The 14,497-nt window shown below is 57.9% G+C and carries 13 protein-coding genes; 7 read left to right on the top strand and 6 right to left on the bottom strand.

The features are described from left to right. Window positions 1-50: 50 nt before the first annotated feature. Both K0I63_RS03815 and K0I63_RS03810 read right to left on the bottom strand, forming a co-directional pair. Window positions 51-1,418, bottom strand: a complete 1,368-nt coding sequence (locus tag K0I63_RS03815; RefSeq protein WP_220082595.1) for an L-serine ammonia-lyase — start codon at window positions 1,416-1,418, stop codon at window positions 51-53. A gap of 56 nt (window positions 1,419-1,474) precedes the next feature. Continuing rightward, on the bottom strand, window positions 1,475-2,746 hold the full coding sequence (locus tag K0I63_RS03810; protein WP_220082594.1) for a serine/threonine transporter: 1,272 nt from the start codon (window positions 2,744-2,746) through the stop codon (window positions 1,475-1,477). 454 nt (window positions 2,747-3,200) lie between these two features. Here K0I63_RS03810 and yjjX point away from each other — a divergent pair, with 454 nt between their 5' ends. The 6 genes from yjjX (at window position 3,201) to K0I63_RS03780 (ending at window position 8,796) form a co-directional block, all read left to right on the top strand. Further along, window positions 3,201-3,773 (top strand): inosine/xanthosine triphosphatase, encoded by a 573-nt coding sequence (gene yjjX / locus K0I63_RS03805; protein ID WP_220082593.1) that lies wholly within the window; start codon window positions 3,201-3,203, stop codon window positions 3,771-3,773. Between the two features lie 136 nt (window positions 3,774-3,909). Further along, complete coding sequence (locus K0I63_RS03800; RefSeq protein ID WP_258406932.1) at window positions 3,910-4,878, top strand: bifunctional helix-turn-helix transcriptional regulator/GNAT family N-acetyltransferase; 969 nt, start codon at window positions 3,910-3,912, stop codon at window positions 4,876-4,878. A 123-nt stretch (window positions 4,879-5,001) separates the two neighbouring features. After that, the gene (locus tag K0I63_RS03795; protein ID WP_220082592.1) at window positions 5,002-6,042 is read left to right on the top strand and encodes an NADP(H)-dependent aldo-keto reductase; all 1,041 of its coding nucleotides are present in this window, start codon (window positions 5,002-5,004) and stop codon (window positions 6,040-6,042) included. A 104-nt stretch (window positions 6,043-6,146) separates the two neighbouring features. Beyond that, window positions 6,147-7,358, top strand: coding sequence for a cysteine desulfurase (locus tag K0I63_RS03790; RefSeq protein WP_220082591.1), 1,212 nt, complete (start codon window positions 6,147-6,149; stop codon window positions 7,356-7,358). A gap of 20 nt (window positions 7,359-7,378) precedes the next feature. After that, window positions 7,379-7,831 carry a SufE family protein gene (locus K0I63_RS03785; RefSeq protein ID WP_220082590.1) on the top strand — a complete coding sequence of 151 codons (453 nt, stop codon included), beginning with the start codon at window positions 7,379-7,381 and terminating at the stop codon, window positions 7,829-7,831. A gap of 209 nt (window positions 7,832-8,040) precedes the next feature. Further along, on the top strand, window positions 8,041-8,796 hold the full coding sequence (locus tag K0I63_RS03780; RefSeq protein ID WP_220082589.1) for a phosphatase PAP2 family protein: 756 nt from the start codon (window positions 8,041-8,043) through the stop codon (window positions 8,794-8,796). 30 nt (window positions 8,797-8,826) lie between these two features. Here the strand turns inward: K0I63_RS03780 and K0I63_RS03775 are convergent, their stop codons facing one another. From K0I63_RS03775 to K0I63_RS03760, 4 genes are all read right to left on the bottom strand, one after another. Next, a complete protein-coding gene (locus K0I63_RS03775) occupies window positions 8,827-10,095 on the bottom strand; it encodes a diguanylate cyclase domain-containing protein (protein ID WP_220082588.1) in 1,269 nt (422 codons plus the stop codon). A 366-nt stretch (window positions 10,096-10,461) separates the two neighbouring features. After that, complete coding sequence (locus K0I63_RS03770; RefSeq protein ID WP_220082587.1) at window positions 10,462-10,932, bottom strand: DUF6691 family protein; 471 nt, start codon at window positions 10,930-10,932, stop codon at window positions 10,462-10,464. Between the two features lie 8 nt (window positions 10,933-10,940). Next, window positions 10,941-11,369: a YeeE/YedE family protein gene (locus K0I63_RS03765; RefSeq protein WP_220082586.1), complete on the bottom strand. Its 429-nt coding sequence runs from the start codon at window positions 11,367-11,369 to the stop codon at window positions 10,941-10,943. A gap of 88 nt (window positions 11,370-11,457) precedes the next feature. Continuing rightward, entirely contained in the window at window positions 11,458-13,158 is a 1,701-nt protein-coding gene (locus tag K0I63_RS03760; RefSeq protein WP_220082585.1) for an FAD-dependent oxidoreductase, read from the bottom strand. A gap of 248 nt (window positions 13,159-13,406) precedes the next feature. On the opposite strand from K0I63_RS03760, the gene pyrC reads away from it, so the two are divergent. Next, window positions 13,407-14,435, top strand: coding sequence for a dihydroorotase (gene pyrC / locus K0I63_RS03755; RefSeq protein ID WP_011864534.1), 1,029 nt, complete (start codon window positions 13,407-13,409; stop codon window positions 14,433-14,435). Window positions 14,436-14,497: the final 62 nt, after the last annotated feature.

Genomic DNA, 14,497 nt, shown 5'->3' with positions numbered 1-14,497 from the left:
TTTTTTTGTGGCTCAGGCGCATAGCTTAAGCCAATTGCTCAGACAAGAGCTTAGGCGCAGATGCTGGTAACCTTGATCGCCAGGCCGCCCTGGCTGGTCTCGCGATACTTCACATGCATATCTTTGCCTGTCTCATACATGGTGGCGATCACCTTATCCAGGCTAACTCTGGGCTCGCTGTTGCGCCGCAGCGCCATACGCGCCGAGTTGATCGCCTTCACCGAGGCGATGGCGTTGCGCTCGATACAGGGCACCTGCACCTGACCGGCGACAGGATCACAGGTCAGTCCCAGGTTGTGCTCCATGCCGATCTCCGCGGCGATGCAGACCTGAGCCGGATTGCCCCCCATCAGCTCAGCCAGCCCGGCGGCCGCCATGGAGCAGGCAACCCCCACTTCACCCTGGCAGCCCACTTCGGCGCCGGAGATAGAGGCGTTGCGCTTATACAGGCCACCAATGGCCGCGGCGGCGAGGAAGTAGCGGCTGTACTCCTTAGGGCCCACCGGCTGAATGAACTTGTCAAAATAGGCCAACACGGCCGGGATGATCCCCGCCGCGCCATTGGTCGGCGAGGTCACCACCCGGCCACCGGCGGCATTCTCTTCGCTCACCGCCAGGGCGAACATGTTGACCCAATCGACGATCATCATGGGATCCGCCGACAGGCGCTCACCGGTAGCCAGCTGACGAAACAGCGCCGGCGCTCGGCGCGGCACCCGCAGCGGCCCAGCCAACACGCCTTCGGTGTGACAACCGCGCTCGATCGCCTCTTTCATGGTATGCCAAACCGCCTCGAAACCCTCGGCAATGTGGGCCTCACTGTGAAGCGCCCGCTCGTTGGCCATCATGATGGCGCTGATGCTCATGCCCGTCTCTTGGCATAGAACCAGCAGCTCCTCGGCATTGGCGAAGGGATAGGGCAAGACCACCTCGTTGGCGGCGGTCATGCCAAAATGCTCCTCGTCGACGATGAAGCCGCCGCCGATGGAGTAATAGGTCTTGTGATAGACACACTGCTGACCGACATAGGCGCTCAACGTCATGCCGTTTTCATGCAGCGCCAGGGCCTCGGGGTGAAACACCACGGCCTCGGGCGGAAAGTCGACCCCATGCCCTTCTGTGCCCAGTGGCAGACAGGAGGTCATGGCCACCTGACGAATAAACTCAGGGGTCAGGTCGATATCTACCGTCTCAGGGCTGTTGCCCGCCAGCCCCATGATGATGGCGCTATCTGTATGGTGGCCCTTGCCGGTGAGCGACAGGGAGCCATAGATATCCACTTTGACGCTGGTGATGCTCAGCAGTTCTCCACGCTGACGCAGATCGTCAACAAAACCTTTGGCGGCCTTCATCGGCCCGACAGTGTGCGAGCTGGAGGGACCCACACCTATCTTAAAAATATCAAATGCGCTAACCATAAATGCTTCCACTTAGATTCGCCCGGCGGAGAGTCGCCGGGCGTAACATGAGTCGATTAAGAGAGCATGCCAAACAGTATGGCCGTCATCGCCAGCAAGCCTGCCAGGATCACGAAGATGTTACTGATGCGACCACGGTAGGCCTTGAGCGCAGGCACCTTGTAGACGGCATACATAGGCATGAGGTAGAGGATCGCGGCGATGATAGGGCCGCCTAGGGCCTCGATCATCCCCAGGATGCTTGGGTTGATCACGGCAACGCCCCAGATGGTCAGGAACATGAAGCCGAGGATAAACTTGTCGATCTTGGCGTCCGACACTTCCTTGTTGCTGCTACGCAGCTGCTTAGTGATGATCCCCTTGAGGCCTTCAGTGGCGCCCAGGTAGTGACCGAAGAATGAGGAGACGATGGCGATCACCGCGATGATGGGGCCGAAATAGCTAACGAAGCCGCTGGCGTGTACGTTGGCCAGGTATGAGAGGATCGGCAGGTTCTGCGCCTTGGCTTCGGCCAGCTGGGCTGGACTCAGCGACAGTACGCAGGAGAAGACAAACAGCATCACGAAGCCCACCAACATCATGCTGGTGTTACGCAGGATCACATCGGCCTTCTTGGCCGCGTTACTACCGTACTGCTTCTTCAGCGATACCGAGAACTGTGAGATGGCTGGCGAATGGTTGAAGGCAAATACCAGCACTGGAATAGTCAGCCAGACGGTACCGAGAAACTCACCGGCGGCAGGCACTTCCATCAGGGCGTCCATCTTCCAGCTTGGGATCAGGTACAGCGACATAAAGGCCAGGATCCCCACCAGTGGATACACCAGCAGCTGAGTCACCTTGAGCATAAACTTCTCGCCAGACACCATCACAGACATCATGCCCAGCACTAAGATACCGGACAGCAGGAAGCGTGGTGGCGAGGCCATGCCCAGCTGGTTGACGATGAAGCTGTCGACCGTGTTGGTGATGCCCACACCATAGATGAGCACTATGGGGTAGATGGCGAAGAAGTAGAGCAAGGTGATCGCCTTACCGGCGCCGACACCGAAATACTCTTCGACCACATGGGTGATGTCGCTGCCCTGACGCTGGGAGGAGCAGACGAAGCGAGACAGGCCTCTGTGGGCCAGGTAGGTCATGGGGCCGATAATCACGGCCATCAGCACCAAGGGCCAGAAACCGCCCATGCCGGCATTGATGGGTAGAAACAGGATACCGGCGCCGACGGCGGTGCCGAACAGGCTCAACATCCAGGTCGTGTCGCTGCGAGTCCAACCTTGGCGCTGCGCGAGGTTTACATCAGAGATTGTCGCTTCGTTTTGCATAAAATAACCTTATCGATGCCCTAGCATCTGAGTGTTTCGACGCCCCGCCCCGCGGCGTTTTTCCGCCTGACGAGCACGACTAAAATTCGGGCGTAGCATATAGCAGGCAGGACGCGAGAAATTGATCTGACACCTCTTTTTGTAATGAATTTTCAGAATGAATCGGCTTTGTGAGCCGAATCTAACTTATTGTGTTGTAAATTTTCATAACGGCAATCTCACGCTAACCAAAGCGAACCAGAACATCACAAGCGCGTTACCCTTTTTTACATCTGTTAACCCGGCGCTATGGCGGCCCCCTGCCGCTTAGCCCTGTTTCGCCGCAGTAAGATGCCATTTGCGCACATCCGCTAGGTTAAATATCGCGCCGCGCCTGGTGCTTGCCCGCCCATGCATCCCGAGGCGCTTTATGGCAAAATGGTGCCCTGTCGATTCATTCACTTTTGGAATACCCATGCCCAGCGCTCTTAGCCAACAAGCCATCATTCGTATCACGGTCGGTTCGACCAATCCGGTCAAGATAGGCGCGGCCCGCAACGCCCTCTGCCTGCTGTTTCCAGACGCCGAGATCCTCTGCCAAGGCATGCACGCCCCCTCAGGAGTCGCGGCCCAGCCGATGACGGACTCAGAGACCCGCGAAGGCGCCATCAACCGCGCCCGCTACTGCGAGCAGCAAGGCAAAAGCGATGAGCGCCTTACGGCGGATCTCTATATCGCCATGGAGGGCGGCGTCGATCTGTTCGATCACGGTGCGGCCACCTACGCCTACATGGCTATCGTCCATCGAGGCAGCCTGAGCATAGGTCGCAGCGCGCAGATGCCCCTGCCCGCCCCGGTGTATGATGCCCTGGTGGCCGGCGAGGAACTTGGCGATGTAATGGACAGGCTGTTCAACACGGTCAATATCAAGCAGAAGGGGGGCGCCATTGGCCTCTTTACCCAGGGCAAGGCCAGTCGCGAGAGCGTCTACACCCAGGCGATCGTGCTGGCGATGGCGCCGCTGCTCAACCCGGAGATCTTTGGCTAATTCGGCGCCAGGAGAAGGCAGGCCAACCAAGATGAGCCTGCCGAATTTATCTACATTAGCAAAAACTTGCATTTCTCTTTTTAGGGATCTAAGTTAGATGTATATCGCAACTATATAGCTCACTCGGATCTTAACCATGTCACAATCTTGTCCTTCGATGCTCGATGATGCCAGTCTCGCTCAGGCCGTCGAACTGCCCCAGACCTGCTCGTCGCTGCGCAGCCTGTCGAGGCAACTGGTGAGGCAACTGGGCATGCTCAACTCCGCCTGCGGCGATCAGCCGCTGTCGCCGGTGCAGGCCCACGCCTTGATCGAACTCAGCACCCAAGAGCTGTCGATAAAGCAGCTGGCCCTGGCGCTGAATATCGACAAGTCCAATGCCAGCCGCGCCGTGAGCCAACTGTGTGACAAGGGCTTTGCCAAGAGTCGCAACAACCCCAGAGACAGTCGCAGCTCGCTGTGCCAACTCACGGCTCAGGGCAAACGCCAACTCAACAGCCTGAACGAGCAACAGAACAAGATGTACCAGGAGATCCTGGCCCAGCTCTCGCCCGAGCAGATCGCCCAGCTGGAAGCCAGCCTACGCCAATATACCCGCGCCATGGATCTGGCCAGCGCCCAGCAGGGCTACACTATCCGCGGCCTCACCCAGGAGGATAACCCCCATATCGCCCGGGTGATCCGCAACGTCTCTGCCGAGTATGGCCTGACACCGGACAAGGGCTACAGCGTCGCCGACCCAACCCTGGACGATCTCTACAGCGTCTATCAGGCCGACAAGGCCCACTACTGGGTGGTCGACTACAAGGGCCTGGTGCTGGGCGGCGTGGGGATCGCTCCCCTACCGGGTCACGATGAGGTGTGTGAGCTACAGAAGATGTATTTCGATCCCAAACTCAGGGGCAAGGGCTTTGCCAAGCGCTTGGCTCTGCAGGCGTTCGAGTTTGCCCGTAGCCAGGGATTCAGCCACTGTTATCTGGAGACCACCGCCTGCCTGAGTGAGGCGGTCAGCCTCTACGAAAAACTGGGCTTCGAGCACCTGGATGCCCCCCTTGGCAACACGGGTCACGATGCCTGTGAAATGCCTATGCTGATTAAACTTTAGCCATTAAAAATTCAAGAAAATCATTAAGATATTTTGTTACTTCACCATGAAGTAATTTATCTAGTGTTTCCTAAGAAAGCTTGCTAGCCTCAGAAGTAATTCTTGCGCATTCTGGAGATTTGAATGGACTATACAAGACTCCCCCATTCCAGCTTAGACGTCAGTAAAATTTGCCTGGGTACCATGACCTGGGGTGAACAAAATACTCAGGCCCAGGCCTTCGAGCAGCTCGATTACGCCATCGGACAAGGCATCAACTTTATCGATACCGCCGAGATGTATCCCGTACCGCCCAAGGCCGAGACCCAGGGCGAGACCGAACGTATCCTGGGTAACTACCTGAAGGCCAGGGGCAAGCGTGACGATCTCATTATCGCGACCAAGGTGGCGGCCCCCGGCGGCAAGAGCGACTATATCCGTCAGAACATGGCGCTGGACTGGCGCAATATCCACCAGGCGGTCAACGACTCCTTGGAGCGCTTGCAGATTGAGACCATAGATCTCTATCAACTCCACTGGCCAGATCGCAACACCAACTTCTTCGGCGAGCTCTTCTATGAGCAGCAGGATGATGAGAAGCTCACCCCCATAGTCGAGACCCTGGAGGCCCTGGCCGATCTGATCAAGGCGGGTAAGATCCGCTACATAGGCGTTTCCAACGAGACCCCCTGGGGATTGATGAAGTATCTGCAGCTGGCGGAGAAGCACGGCCTGCCGCGCATCATCAGCGTGCAGAATCCCTATAACCTGCTTAATCGCAGCTTCGAAGTGGGCATGGCGGAGATCGCCCACAGGGAAGAGCTGCCACTGCTGGCCTATTCGCCACTGGCATTTGGCGCCCTGAGCGGTAAATACATAGGCGGCCAATGGCCAGAGGGGGCGAGACTCACACTGTTTAAGCGCTTCGCCCGCTACACAGGTTCGCAGATGGCCCTGGATGCCACCCAAGCCTATGTGGAGCTGGCGCGGGAGTTCAACCTCAGCCCGGCGCAGATGGCACTGGCCTTCGTCAACGGCCGCCGCTTCGTCGGCAGTAACATCATAGGCGCGACCAACCTAGCGCAGCTGAAAGAGAATATCGACAGCACCTCGGTCAGCCTGAGCGCCGAGTTGATGGGCCGAATCGACGAGTTGGCGGCCATCTACCGCATTCCCTGCCCCTAAATCCGTAGAGATGCCCTAAAAGGCTAATTGAACTTGCATTAGGCGCTGAGATCTCCCAAGATCTGAGCGCCTTTTTTGTTTGAACCACGCGACGGACCCAATCGATGGAATTTAGCCAGCTGCGCAGCCAGTTTCCCGCTCTCACCCAGTCACTCGGCGACTATCCGCTGGTGTATCTGGATACGGCCGCGACCAGTCAGAAACCCCAAGGGGTGATCGACGCCATGGGCCGCTACTATCAGGCGGATAATGCCAACGTGCACCGAGCCGCCCATCAACTGTCTGCCCGCGCCACCAGCCAATATGAGGCGGTGCGCGACAAGGTAAAGACATTCATTAAGGCAAACCGCCGCGAAGAGATCATCTTTACCCATGGCACCACAGAGGGGATCAACCTGGTGGCCCTGGGGCTGGCCAGCCAGCTAAAGGCTGGGGATCTGATTCTGTTAGACAGCGCCGCCCACCACGCCAACATAGTGCCCTGGCAGATGCTGGCCAAGCAAACCGGCGCCGAGATACAGCCTATCCCGCTGACCCCAGAGGCGCGCCTGGATCAGGCAGCTTATCAAGCATTGCTTGAGCGCAGCCCACGTATCGTCGCCCTCAGCCATGTCTCCAACGTGCTCGGCACTGTCAATCCCGTTAAAGAGATGATCGCTCAGGCCAAGGCGGTAGGCGCACTGACCCTTATCGACGGCGCCCAGGCGATCGCTCATCTCGAGGTGGATCTGCAGGCCCTGGATTGCGACTTCTATCTCTTCTCCGGCCACAAGATGTATGGTCCGACGGGTATAGGCATCTTATATGGCCGCTATGAAGCGCTCGACAAGCTCGAGCCCCTGCTCACCGGCGGCGAGATGATCAAGCAGGTGAGCTTCGAAGGCACCACATTTAATATCCTGCCCAATCGACTCGAAGCAGGTACGCCGCCCATCGCCGAGGTGATAGGTCTTGGGGCCGCCATCGACTTTATCCAGTCCCTGCCCCGCGCCGAACTCAGGGCCCATGAGCAGGCTCTGCTCAAGCGCCTACAGGATGAGCTTAGGGCATTGGGTGGGATCAGCCTCTATGGCGCCCACCAGGACAATATCGGCGCCGTGGCCTTTAACCTCGCTGGCGAGCATCACCAAGATGTGGGGATCTTGCTGGATCAGCAGGGGATCGCCGTGCGCTGCGGTCATCACTGCGCCATGCCCCTGATGCAGACCCTGGGGCTGTCTGGCTGCTGCCGCGCCTCCCTCGGCGTCTATAGCAATGATGAAGATGTCGATCGCTTCATCCAGGCGCTAAAATCGGTAAAAGAGTTGCTGCTTTAAATGTATGAGACAATGTCCAAATGAATGATAACAAGCCAAGCCCATCCACAGCGGCCTTTACCGGCCTAATCCTGGATCCCCAGGAGATACTGCCAGGCTTCACCCAGGCCGCCAACTGGCAGGAGCGCTACCGCGCCCTCATGTTATTGGGTAAACGCCTGCCGCCGCTGGATGAGAAACTTCGACAAGAGTCGGCACAGGTCAGAGGCTGCGAGAGCAACGCCTGGCTCTATCACAAGGAGATAGACGGCAGACACTACTACCTGGCCGACAGCGATGCCCGCATCGTCAAGGGGCTGATCGCCCTGCTGCTCACCGCGGTGCAGGGGCAGGATAAGAAAACCATAGCCGCCTTAGATCTACACGAGTACTTCGACCGACTGGGGCTGAGCGGTCAGCTGAGCCCATCGCGCACCAACGGCGTGCTGGCGCTGGCCGAGGCGATCAAAGCCGCCGCTATTCAGCCCAGCTAGCGGCTAAATTCGACTAGCAAGCAAATACGACTTTCGAGCCAAACCAACTAACAGATTAAGCGCCACAGCTAAATCCCGCTCCAAGACACCGGCCCCCCCATGGGGCCGGGTAATTCACATATAATTCACGCCCCTCCCCCTAGAATCTTGTCCTAGCCTGAATTTTTTATCTTCGCACCAGACCTTAGGTGCCGATGGGACACTTTTCTATGTCGATTGCTAAGTCATTAGACACTGCTAGCTCACCCGCCTTCTGGCGCTATCATCTCATGCTGCCCGCCGTCTGCTTCCTGCTGGCCGTCAGCCTGATAGAGCTATTTCATCTGGATATCGCCCTGGGTCAGTGGCTATTTCGTCTCGAGGGCGGCGTCGATGGCTGGCCGCTACGCAACGCCTGGGTCACGGAGAATCTGATCCATGTCGGCGGTCGTAACTTAGTGATCTTACTTGGCGTCACCGTCCTCTCCCTACTGGGACTTAGCTATAAGAAACCTGCCCTGGCCAGCTATCGCAGAGGCCTGGTGTTTCTCTTCATGAGCGTACTGAGCAGCGTGCTGCTGGTGAGGCTGGGCAAGTCATTCGTACACCTGGACTGCCCCTGGCACCTGAAGATCTTCGGTGGCCGCGCGGATTATTTCTCGCTGTTCTCGGGTCAGTTTGATGCTAACTCGCCGGGTCAGTGTTTCCCTGCCGGTCACTCCAGCGGCGGTTATGCCTGGGTGGCGCTCTATTTCTTCGCACTGGCCTACGCACCGCGCTATCGTTGGTTCGGCCTTGGTTTCGGTCTGCTGCTGGGGCTCACCTTCGGCATTGCCCAGCAGCTCAGGGGCGCCCACTTCATCTCCCACGATGTCTGGACCCTCACCATCTCCTGGTTCTCGGCGCTGACCTGGTATTACGCCCTGTTCCTGCGTCGCCAGCCAGAGCCCTCGGTTAGCCCGGCGCTGGAAACCGCCCGAGGCTAATCGCCTTAACAGGTCAAAAGTTAATTTGGTTTAACGGGCCAGACGGTGGCCGAGATCCATGCGATGATCCGGCCCCAGATGATATTGGTTATCGCCGCGCCCCTTGGCGATATACATGGCCTGATCGGCCACATGCAGCAGCGCATCCATATGGGCGGCATGATCCGGATAGATGGCGAAACCTATGCTGGCCGCTATTCCCCTGCCGGTCTGAATAACAGGCTCTGCGAATCGCTCAAACAGCGCCTCGGCCAGTCGCGCCGCCTCTTCCTCTAATGGCCTATCAGCCGGCCACTGGGGCAATAGCATCACAAACTCGTCGCCGCCGATGCGGGCCACCAGATCCTCTGACCCCTTGAGGCTCTGCAGCCTGGTGGCCGCCGTCATCAAGACACGGTCCCCCACCTGATGCCCCAGGCTATCGTTGATCGCCTTAAACTGATTGAGATCGATGAAGATAAGCCCCAGGCGACCACCACACTGCGACGCCGCGCGAATTGCCTCACTCAGGCGTAGCTCGAGTTGCAGCCGATTGGGCAGTCCGGTTAAGGGGTCCTGGTGGGCCATCTTTTCGAGCTTATGGTGTAGCGCCTTCTCCTGGGTGATATCGCGCACCACCCCCACCATCTTCACGAGCTGGCCATCGCTATCCTTCACCAGGTTGCCCGTCTCGCGCACCCAGTGCACAGAGCCATCGGGCCAGAGGATGCGATACTCCTCGTCATGGTTCTCGCCGGTGGCGATGCAGCGCGCCTCCCCCGCCTTCACCTTGTCGCGATCCTCGGGATGCACCCGGGAGTAGAAGAACTCATAGCTAGGGGTGACCTCCCCCAGCTTGTAACCGAAGATGCCGAAGATGGCATCGGACCAATAGAGGGTGTCAGTGCCCACCTGCCAGTCCCAGGTGCCTATCTTGGCGAAATACTGGCTGTGGTGATAACGGGCGATATCCTGGCGAATGTCCTGTTCCAGGTTGTGATGACGCACTAAGAGCAGCAGCCCCCTGGGCTCACGGGCCAGGCGGGTAAAGCTTAAGATCTCATGGCCTAGGTTCAGGCTGGTGCCAAGTTGACGGTCTGCGAATACCTGCAGCTGCTCGCCGCTGGAATCCTTGAGCCAGAGGCTGAGGGGCAGCCCAGAGAGGTCACTCCCCTCGGCCTTCATCAAGGTCGCGGCCTGGGCATTATGGACCAAGATCTTCGCCTGAACGTCGATAAGGATCAGACCATCCTCGATAGAATTTTCCAGGGCAGAAAAGTCGACGCCGGGGCGCCTGCGGATAAAGCGCAGAACAAGCATGCATGCCGCAACGGCTATCAGGCCGATAGCCAGGAATATAATAAGAAGGAGCGGAAGCGACATCTCAGCCATGGCGCAGGCCTGACAGAGATAGAGCCGCTGACGAAATAATTAACGGAATCGCTAATGCAAAAGCAAATCGGCTCGCCGCCAGCGTAGCAAAGGGTTGTCGAAACAGAAACGAGTGCATAGCAGCCTCCACCAGGGTAGCTGGCCAGAACTCATGCTAATACTCATGCCGTCACTTCTGTCATCACTCGAGTCAGGAATAAAAGTAATAGCCTTATAGATCCAGCCTAACTTCTGCCTACTAGCTAAGCATCAAAGCGTGATGCTGCCAAGCACTTTTACATAAAAATAAGCCGCTTAGGCCTCAACCGGCCCTGGCAACCTGCGGGCGATCATCCTGTTTATCAGGCGTCCCAGGTAGGCCCCCAAGACCATGGTCGCCATAAACGCTAGCGCCATGGGATCCAGGCTCGCCAGATTGACCACGGCAGGCCCAGGGCAGATGCCGAGCATGCCCCAGCCCAGGCCGAACAGTGCGGCGCCGACGATCAGCGGCCCATCGATGCGGGTCTTGCTGGGCAGATGATATTGGCAGTCCAGCACAGGGCCCTCGCTGCGCGCCATCCTGGGTTTTACCCACAGCAGATAGACGGGCAGATAGACCCCTAGGGCGCCGCCCATCACCAGCATCAGGCTAGGATCCCAATGGCCGTTGACCACGCCACTGATATCTAAGAAGGCAAGCACCTTGGCGGGATCCGCAAGCCCAGAGAGCAGCAGACCGGCACCAAACAACAGGCCAGAGAGTAAGGCAAATAAGTTACGCATGGCCCCTCCTAGTTCAGCAGCACGGCGGCGATGACGCCCACCAGCATGAAGACCAGGGTCGCGGCGATGGATCGCGGCGACAGACGACCTATGCCGCAGATGCCATGGCCACTGGTACAGCCGTTACCCAGGCTGCAGCCGAGTCCCACCAGTAGCGCCGACAGCAGCAGAGTCGGCGCGGCTATCCCACGCTCACTCAGCAACACAGGTTCGATAGCCAGCCAGGCCTTGAAAGGCTCGGCCAGCAGCAGGCCACTGAGCACCAGACCCGCGAGAAAATAGAACTGCCAGCCAAAAAGGCTCGAGCCGCGGCGCCACAGGGCGCCAGAGATAATACCGCTGATACCGGCGATGCGGCCGTTAACCACCAGGAGCAGGCTTGCCGCCAAGCCAATCAAGAGACCACCGCACAGGGCGATAGCGAGTGATGAAAACATCGAGTACCTCTTTCATCTGTCGCAAAGGGAAAGAGACGGGGCAAGATGCCCCGCCTATCTATAACTAAATCTTTTATCAATAAGGCGTTTACACGCTGGCGAACTTATAGGTGCGATAGCCGCCAATCAGGTTGCGGGCACGGTAGCCATTGTTGACCAGCTGACGATAGGCCACGTTGCCCCGCAGACCCACCTGACAGAAGATGATGATCTCCTTATCTTTTGGCAGCTCATGCATGCGATCGCGCAGCTCATCCACGGGAATGTTAACCGCGCCTTCCAGGCCGCCATTCTGCAGCTCGCCAGGGTTACGCACATCCAGCAGCAGCTGATCTTCGCTGAGATTGTCTATCTGGTCGAAATGGATCGGTGTCGCATCGCCCTTGATGATATTGCTGGCCACGAAGGCCGCCTGATTGATCACATCCTTGGCACTGCCATAGGGCGGCGCGTAGCTAAGCTCCAGATGCTGTAGCTGCTCAACCGTCATGCCGGCGCGCTGGGCCACCGCCATCACATCGATACGCTTGTCGATACCATCCTTACCCACGGCCTGGGCACCTAAGATGGTGCCCTTAACCGGGTCGAACAGCAGCTTGAAGGAGACCACCTCGGCGCCAGGATAATAGCTGGCGTGGCTGGCGGTATGCACATAGACCTTCTCGAAGGAGATACCCGATTGCTTGAGCTGCTTCTCGTTCTTACCTGTGGCACCCACCGCGAGATCGAACACCTTACAGATCGCCGTGCCCTGGGTGCCCTGATACTGCTCCTCGCGGCCAAACATGTTGTCGGCCGCCATACGGCCCTGACGGTTTGCCGGGCCCGCCAGCGGCACCAGACAGGCCTGGCCGGTCACAAAGTCTTGCTCTTCGACGGCGTCACCTACGGCGTAGATGGCGGGATCGCTGGTCTGCATCATGGCGTTGACCTTGATGCCACCAAGCTCGCCGATGGCTAACCCAGCGTCGCGAGCCAGCTGAGTCTCGGGGCGCACGCCGATGGCCATGATTAAGAGATCTGTCTCCAGCAGCTCGCCGTTGCTCAGAGTCAGACTCAGGTGTCCCTTGATGTGTTGATGGGCCGTGTCTTCACCGGCGGCGTCGCTGGCCACATGGGTCTGCACCTGATAGCTCACCTCTGACAGGGCCGTACCCAGACGCAGATCTACGCCCTGGTCACGGATTGCCTGATGGGCAAAGCCTGCCATCTCGCGATCCACAGGTGTCATCACCTGATCGGCAAGCTCAAGCAAAGTGGTCTTGATCCCCAGATGATGCAGTGACTCCATCATCTCCAGGCCGATAAAGCCGCCGCCAACCACAGTGGCATGCTCGACATTATTCATCTGGATCGTCTGCAGGATCCTATCCATGTCGGGAATATTGCGCAGGGAGTGGGTGAGCGGATTATCCACACCCGGGATTGGCGGTACGATAGGCGCCGCGCCGGGGCTGAGCAGCAGGGTGTCATAACTTTCCTGATATTCGCTGCCATCGAGCAGTCGTCTGACGATCACCAACTTGGCGGCGCGATCTATGGCGACCACCTCATGCTTAACCCGCACCTCGACATTGAATCTGGCCTTGAAGCTCTCTGGCGTCTGCAGTACTAAGGCGCTGCGCTGAGCGATCTCACCACTGATATGATAGGGCAGGCCACAGTTGGCAAAGGAGACATACTCGCCGCGCTCAAACATAATGATTTCAGCAGTTTCGCTGAGTCTACGCGCCCTTGCCGCCGCCGATGCGCCACCCGCGACGCCACCAATGATCAGTATCTTCTTCATCTCAATGCTTCTCCTACTGCACTAAACAGACCTTGGCCGAAAGTGTATTACATTCGCTATTACATGCAAATTCCTTTTATTAGAAAAATCTAAGCGAATGATAAAAACAGTGATCTCGATGGCAAAGTGAGCAAGACTTTATTAAATATTGTCCACCTTTATCCCGAGGATAAAACTCAGTTTGCCCTTTACAGGCCCTGGCCAGCCACATAAGATCCAGCCAGTCCACGCAAAAGAAAGAGTCCTCGATGACCAAATTAACCATTACCCGACCCGACGACTGGCATGTTCACCTACGCGATGGTGACGTGCTGACCGATACCGTAAGAGACACTGGCCGCTACATGGGCCGCGCCATCATCATGCCTAACCTGGTGCCACCGGCCACCAATGTCGACTCGGCACTGGCCTACTATGAGCGCATCAAGGCTGTCTGCACCACCAACTTCGAGCCGCTGATGGTGCTCTACCTCACCGACAACACCACGGCCGAGGATATCCGCGCCGCCAAGGCGTCGGGCAAGGTGGTGGCCGCCAAGCTGTACCCTGCGGGCGCGACCACTAACTCAGACTCGGGCGTAACCGATGTGAAGAACATCTACCCTGTGCTGGAGGCGATGCAGGAAGTCGGCATGCTTTTCCTGGTACACGGCGAGGTTACAGATTCGAGCATCGACATCTTCGATCGCGAGGCCACCTTCATCAACAACACCCTCAAGCAGGTGGTTGCCGACTTCCCCTCACTCAAGATAGTGCTGGAACATATCACCACCAAAGATGCAGTGGATTTCGTCATGGGCGCCTCCGACAACGTGGCCGCCACCATCACGGCCCATCACCTGCTCTACAACCGTAACCATATGCTGGCCGGTGGTATTCGTCCGCACTTCTACTGTCTGCCTATCCTGAAGCGCAACACCCACCAGCAGGCACTACTGGCGGCTGCGGCCAGTGGCAGCAAGAAGTTCTTCCTGGGCACAGATTCGGCGCCCCACGCCAAGGACCGTAAAGAGGCCGCCTGTGGCTGCGCCGGTTCTTACACGGCTCACGCCGCCATCGAGCTCTACGCCGAGGCGTTCGAATCGGTGGGCGCTTTAGACAAATTAGAGGCTTTCGCCAGCTTCAACGGCCCAGACTTCTACGGTCTGCCGCGCAACACTGACAGCATCACACTAGTGAAACGCAGCTGGGAGGTGCCCGCCACCTATCCGCTGGGTGACACAGGTGTGGTACCTATCCGAGCCGGTGAAACCATCGACTGGCAGGTAGAAGACTAACAGCGTTAGTACACGGCTTTGCCAGATAGAAAACACCGCCAATTGGCGGTGTTTTTGTCTCT

The organism is Shewanella rhizosphaerae, assembly GCF_019457655.1.
Classification (GTDB): Bacteria; Pseudomonadota; Gammaproteobacteria; order Enterobacterales; family Shewanellaceae; genus Shewanella; species Shewanella loihica.
Note: the sequence above shows the minus strand (reverse complement) of the source record. Positions and strands in the feature narration are given on the sequence as shown.

Coding starts and splice junctions, on each gene's coding strand:
- pyrC (WP_011864534.1), top strand. CDS start 13,407: ATGACCAAATTAACCATTACCCGACCCGACGACTGGCATGTTCACCTA.
- K0I63_RS03760 (WP_220082585.1), bottom strand. CDS start 13,158: ATGAAGAAGATACTGATCATTGGTGGCGTCGCGGGTGGCGCATCGGCG.
- K0I63_RS03790 (WP_220082591.1), top strand. CDS start 6,147: ATGGAATTTAGCCAGCTGCGCAGCCAGTTTCCCGCTCTCACCCAGTCA.
- K0I63_RS03795 (WP_220082592.1), top strand. CDS start 5,002: ATGGACTATACAAGACTCCCCCATTCCAGCTTAGACGTCAGTAAAATT.
- K0I63_RS03775 (WP_220082588.1), bottom strand. CDS start 10,095: ATGCTTGTTCTGCGCTTTATCCGCAGGCGCCCCGGCGTCGACTTTTCT.
- yjjX (WP_220082593.1), top strand. CDS start 3,201: ATGCCCAGCGCTCTTAGCCAACAAGCCATCATTCGTATCACGGTCGGT.
- K0I63_RS03800 (WP_258406932.1), top strand. CDS start 3,910: ATGTCACAATCTTGTCCTTCGATGCTCGATGATGCCAGTCTCGCTCAG.
- K0I63_RS03780 (WP_220082589.1), top strand. CDS start 8,041: ATGTCGATTGCTAAGTCATTAGACACTGCTAGCTCACCCGCCTTCTGG.
- K0I63_RS03770 (WP_220082587.1), bottom strand. CDS start 10,932: ATGCGTAACTTATTTGCCTTACTCTCTGGCCTGTTGTTTGGTGCCGGT.
- K0I63_RS03765 (WP_220082586.1), bottom strand. CDS start 11,369: ATGTTTTCATCACTCGCTATCGCCCTGTGCGGTGGTCTCTTGATTGGC.
- K0I63_RS03810 (WP_220082594.1), bottom strand. CDS start 2,746: ATGCAAAACGAAGCGACAATCTCTGATGTAAACCTCGCGCAGCGCCAA.
- K0I63_RS03815 (WP_220082595.1), bottom strand. CDS start 1,418: ATGGTTAGCGCATTTGATATTTTTAAGATAGGTGTGGGTCCCTCCAGC.
- K0I63_RS03785 (WP_220082590.1), top strand. CDS start 7,379: ATGAATGATAACAAGCCAAGCCCATCCACAGCGGCCTTTACCGGCCTA.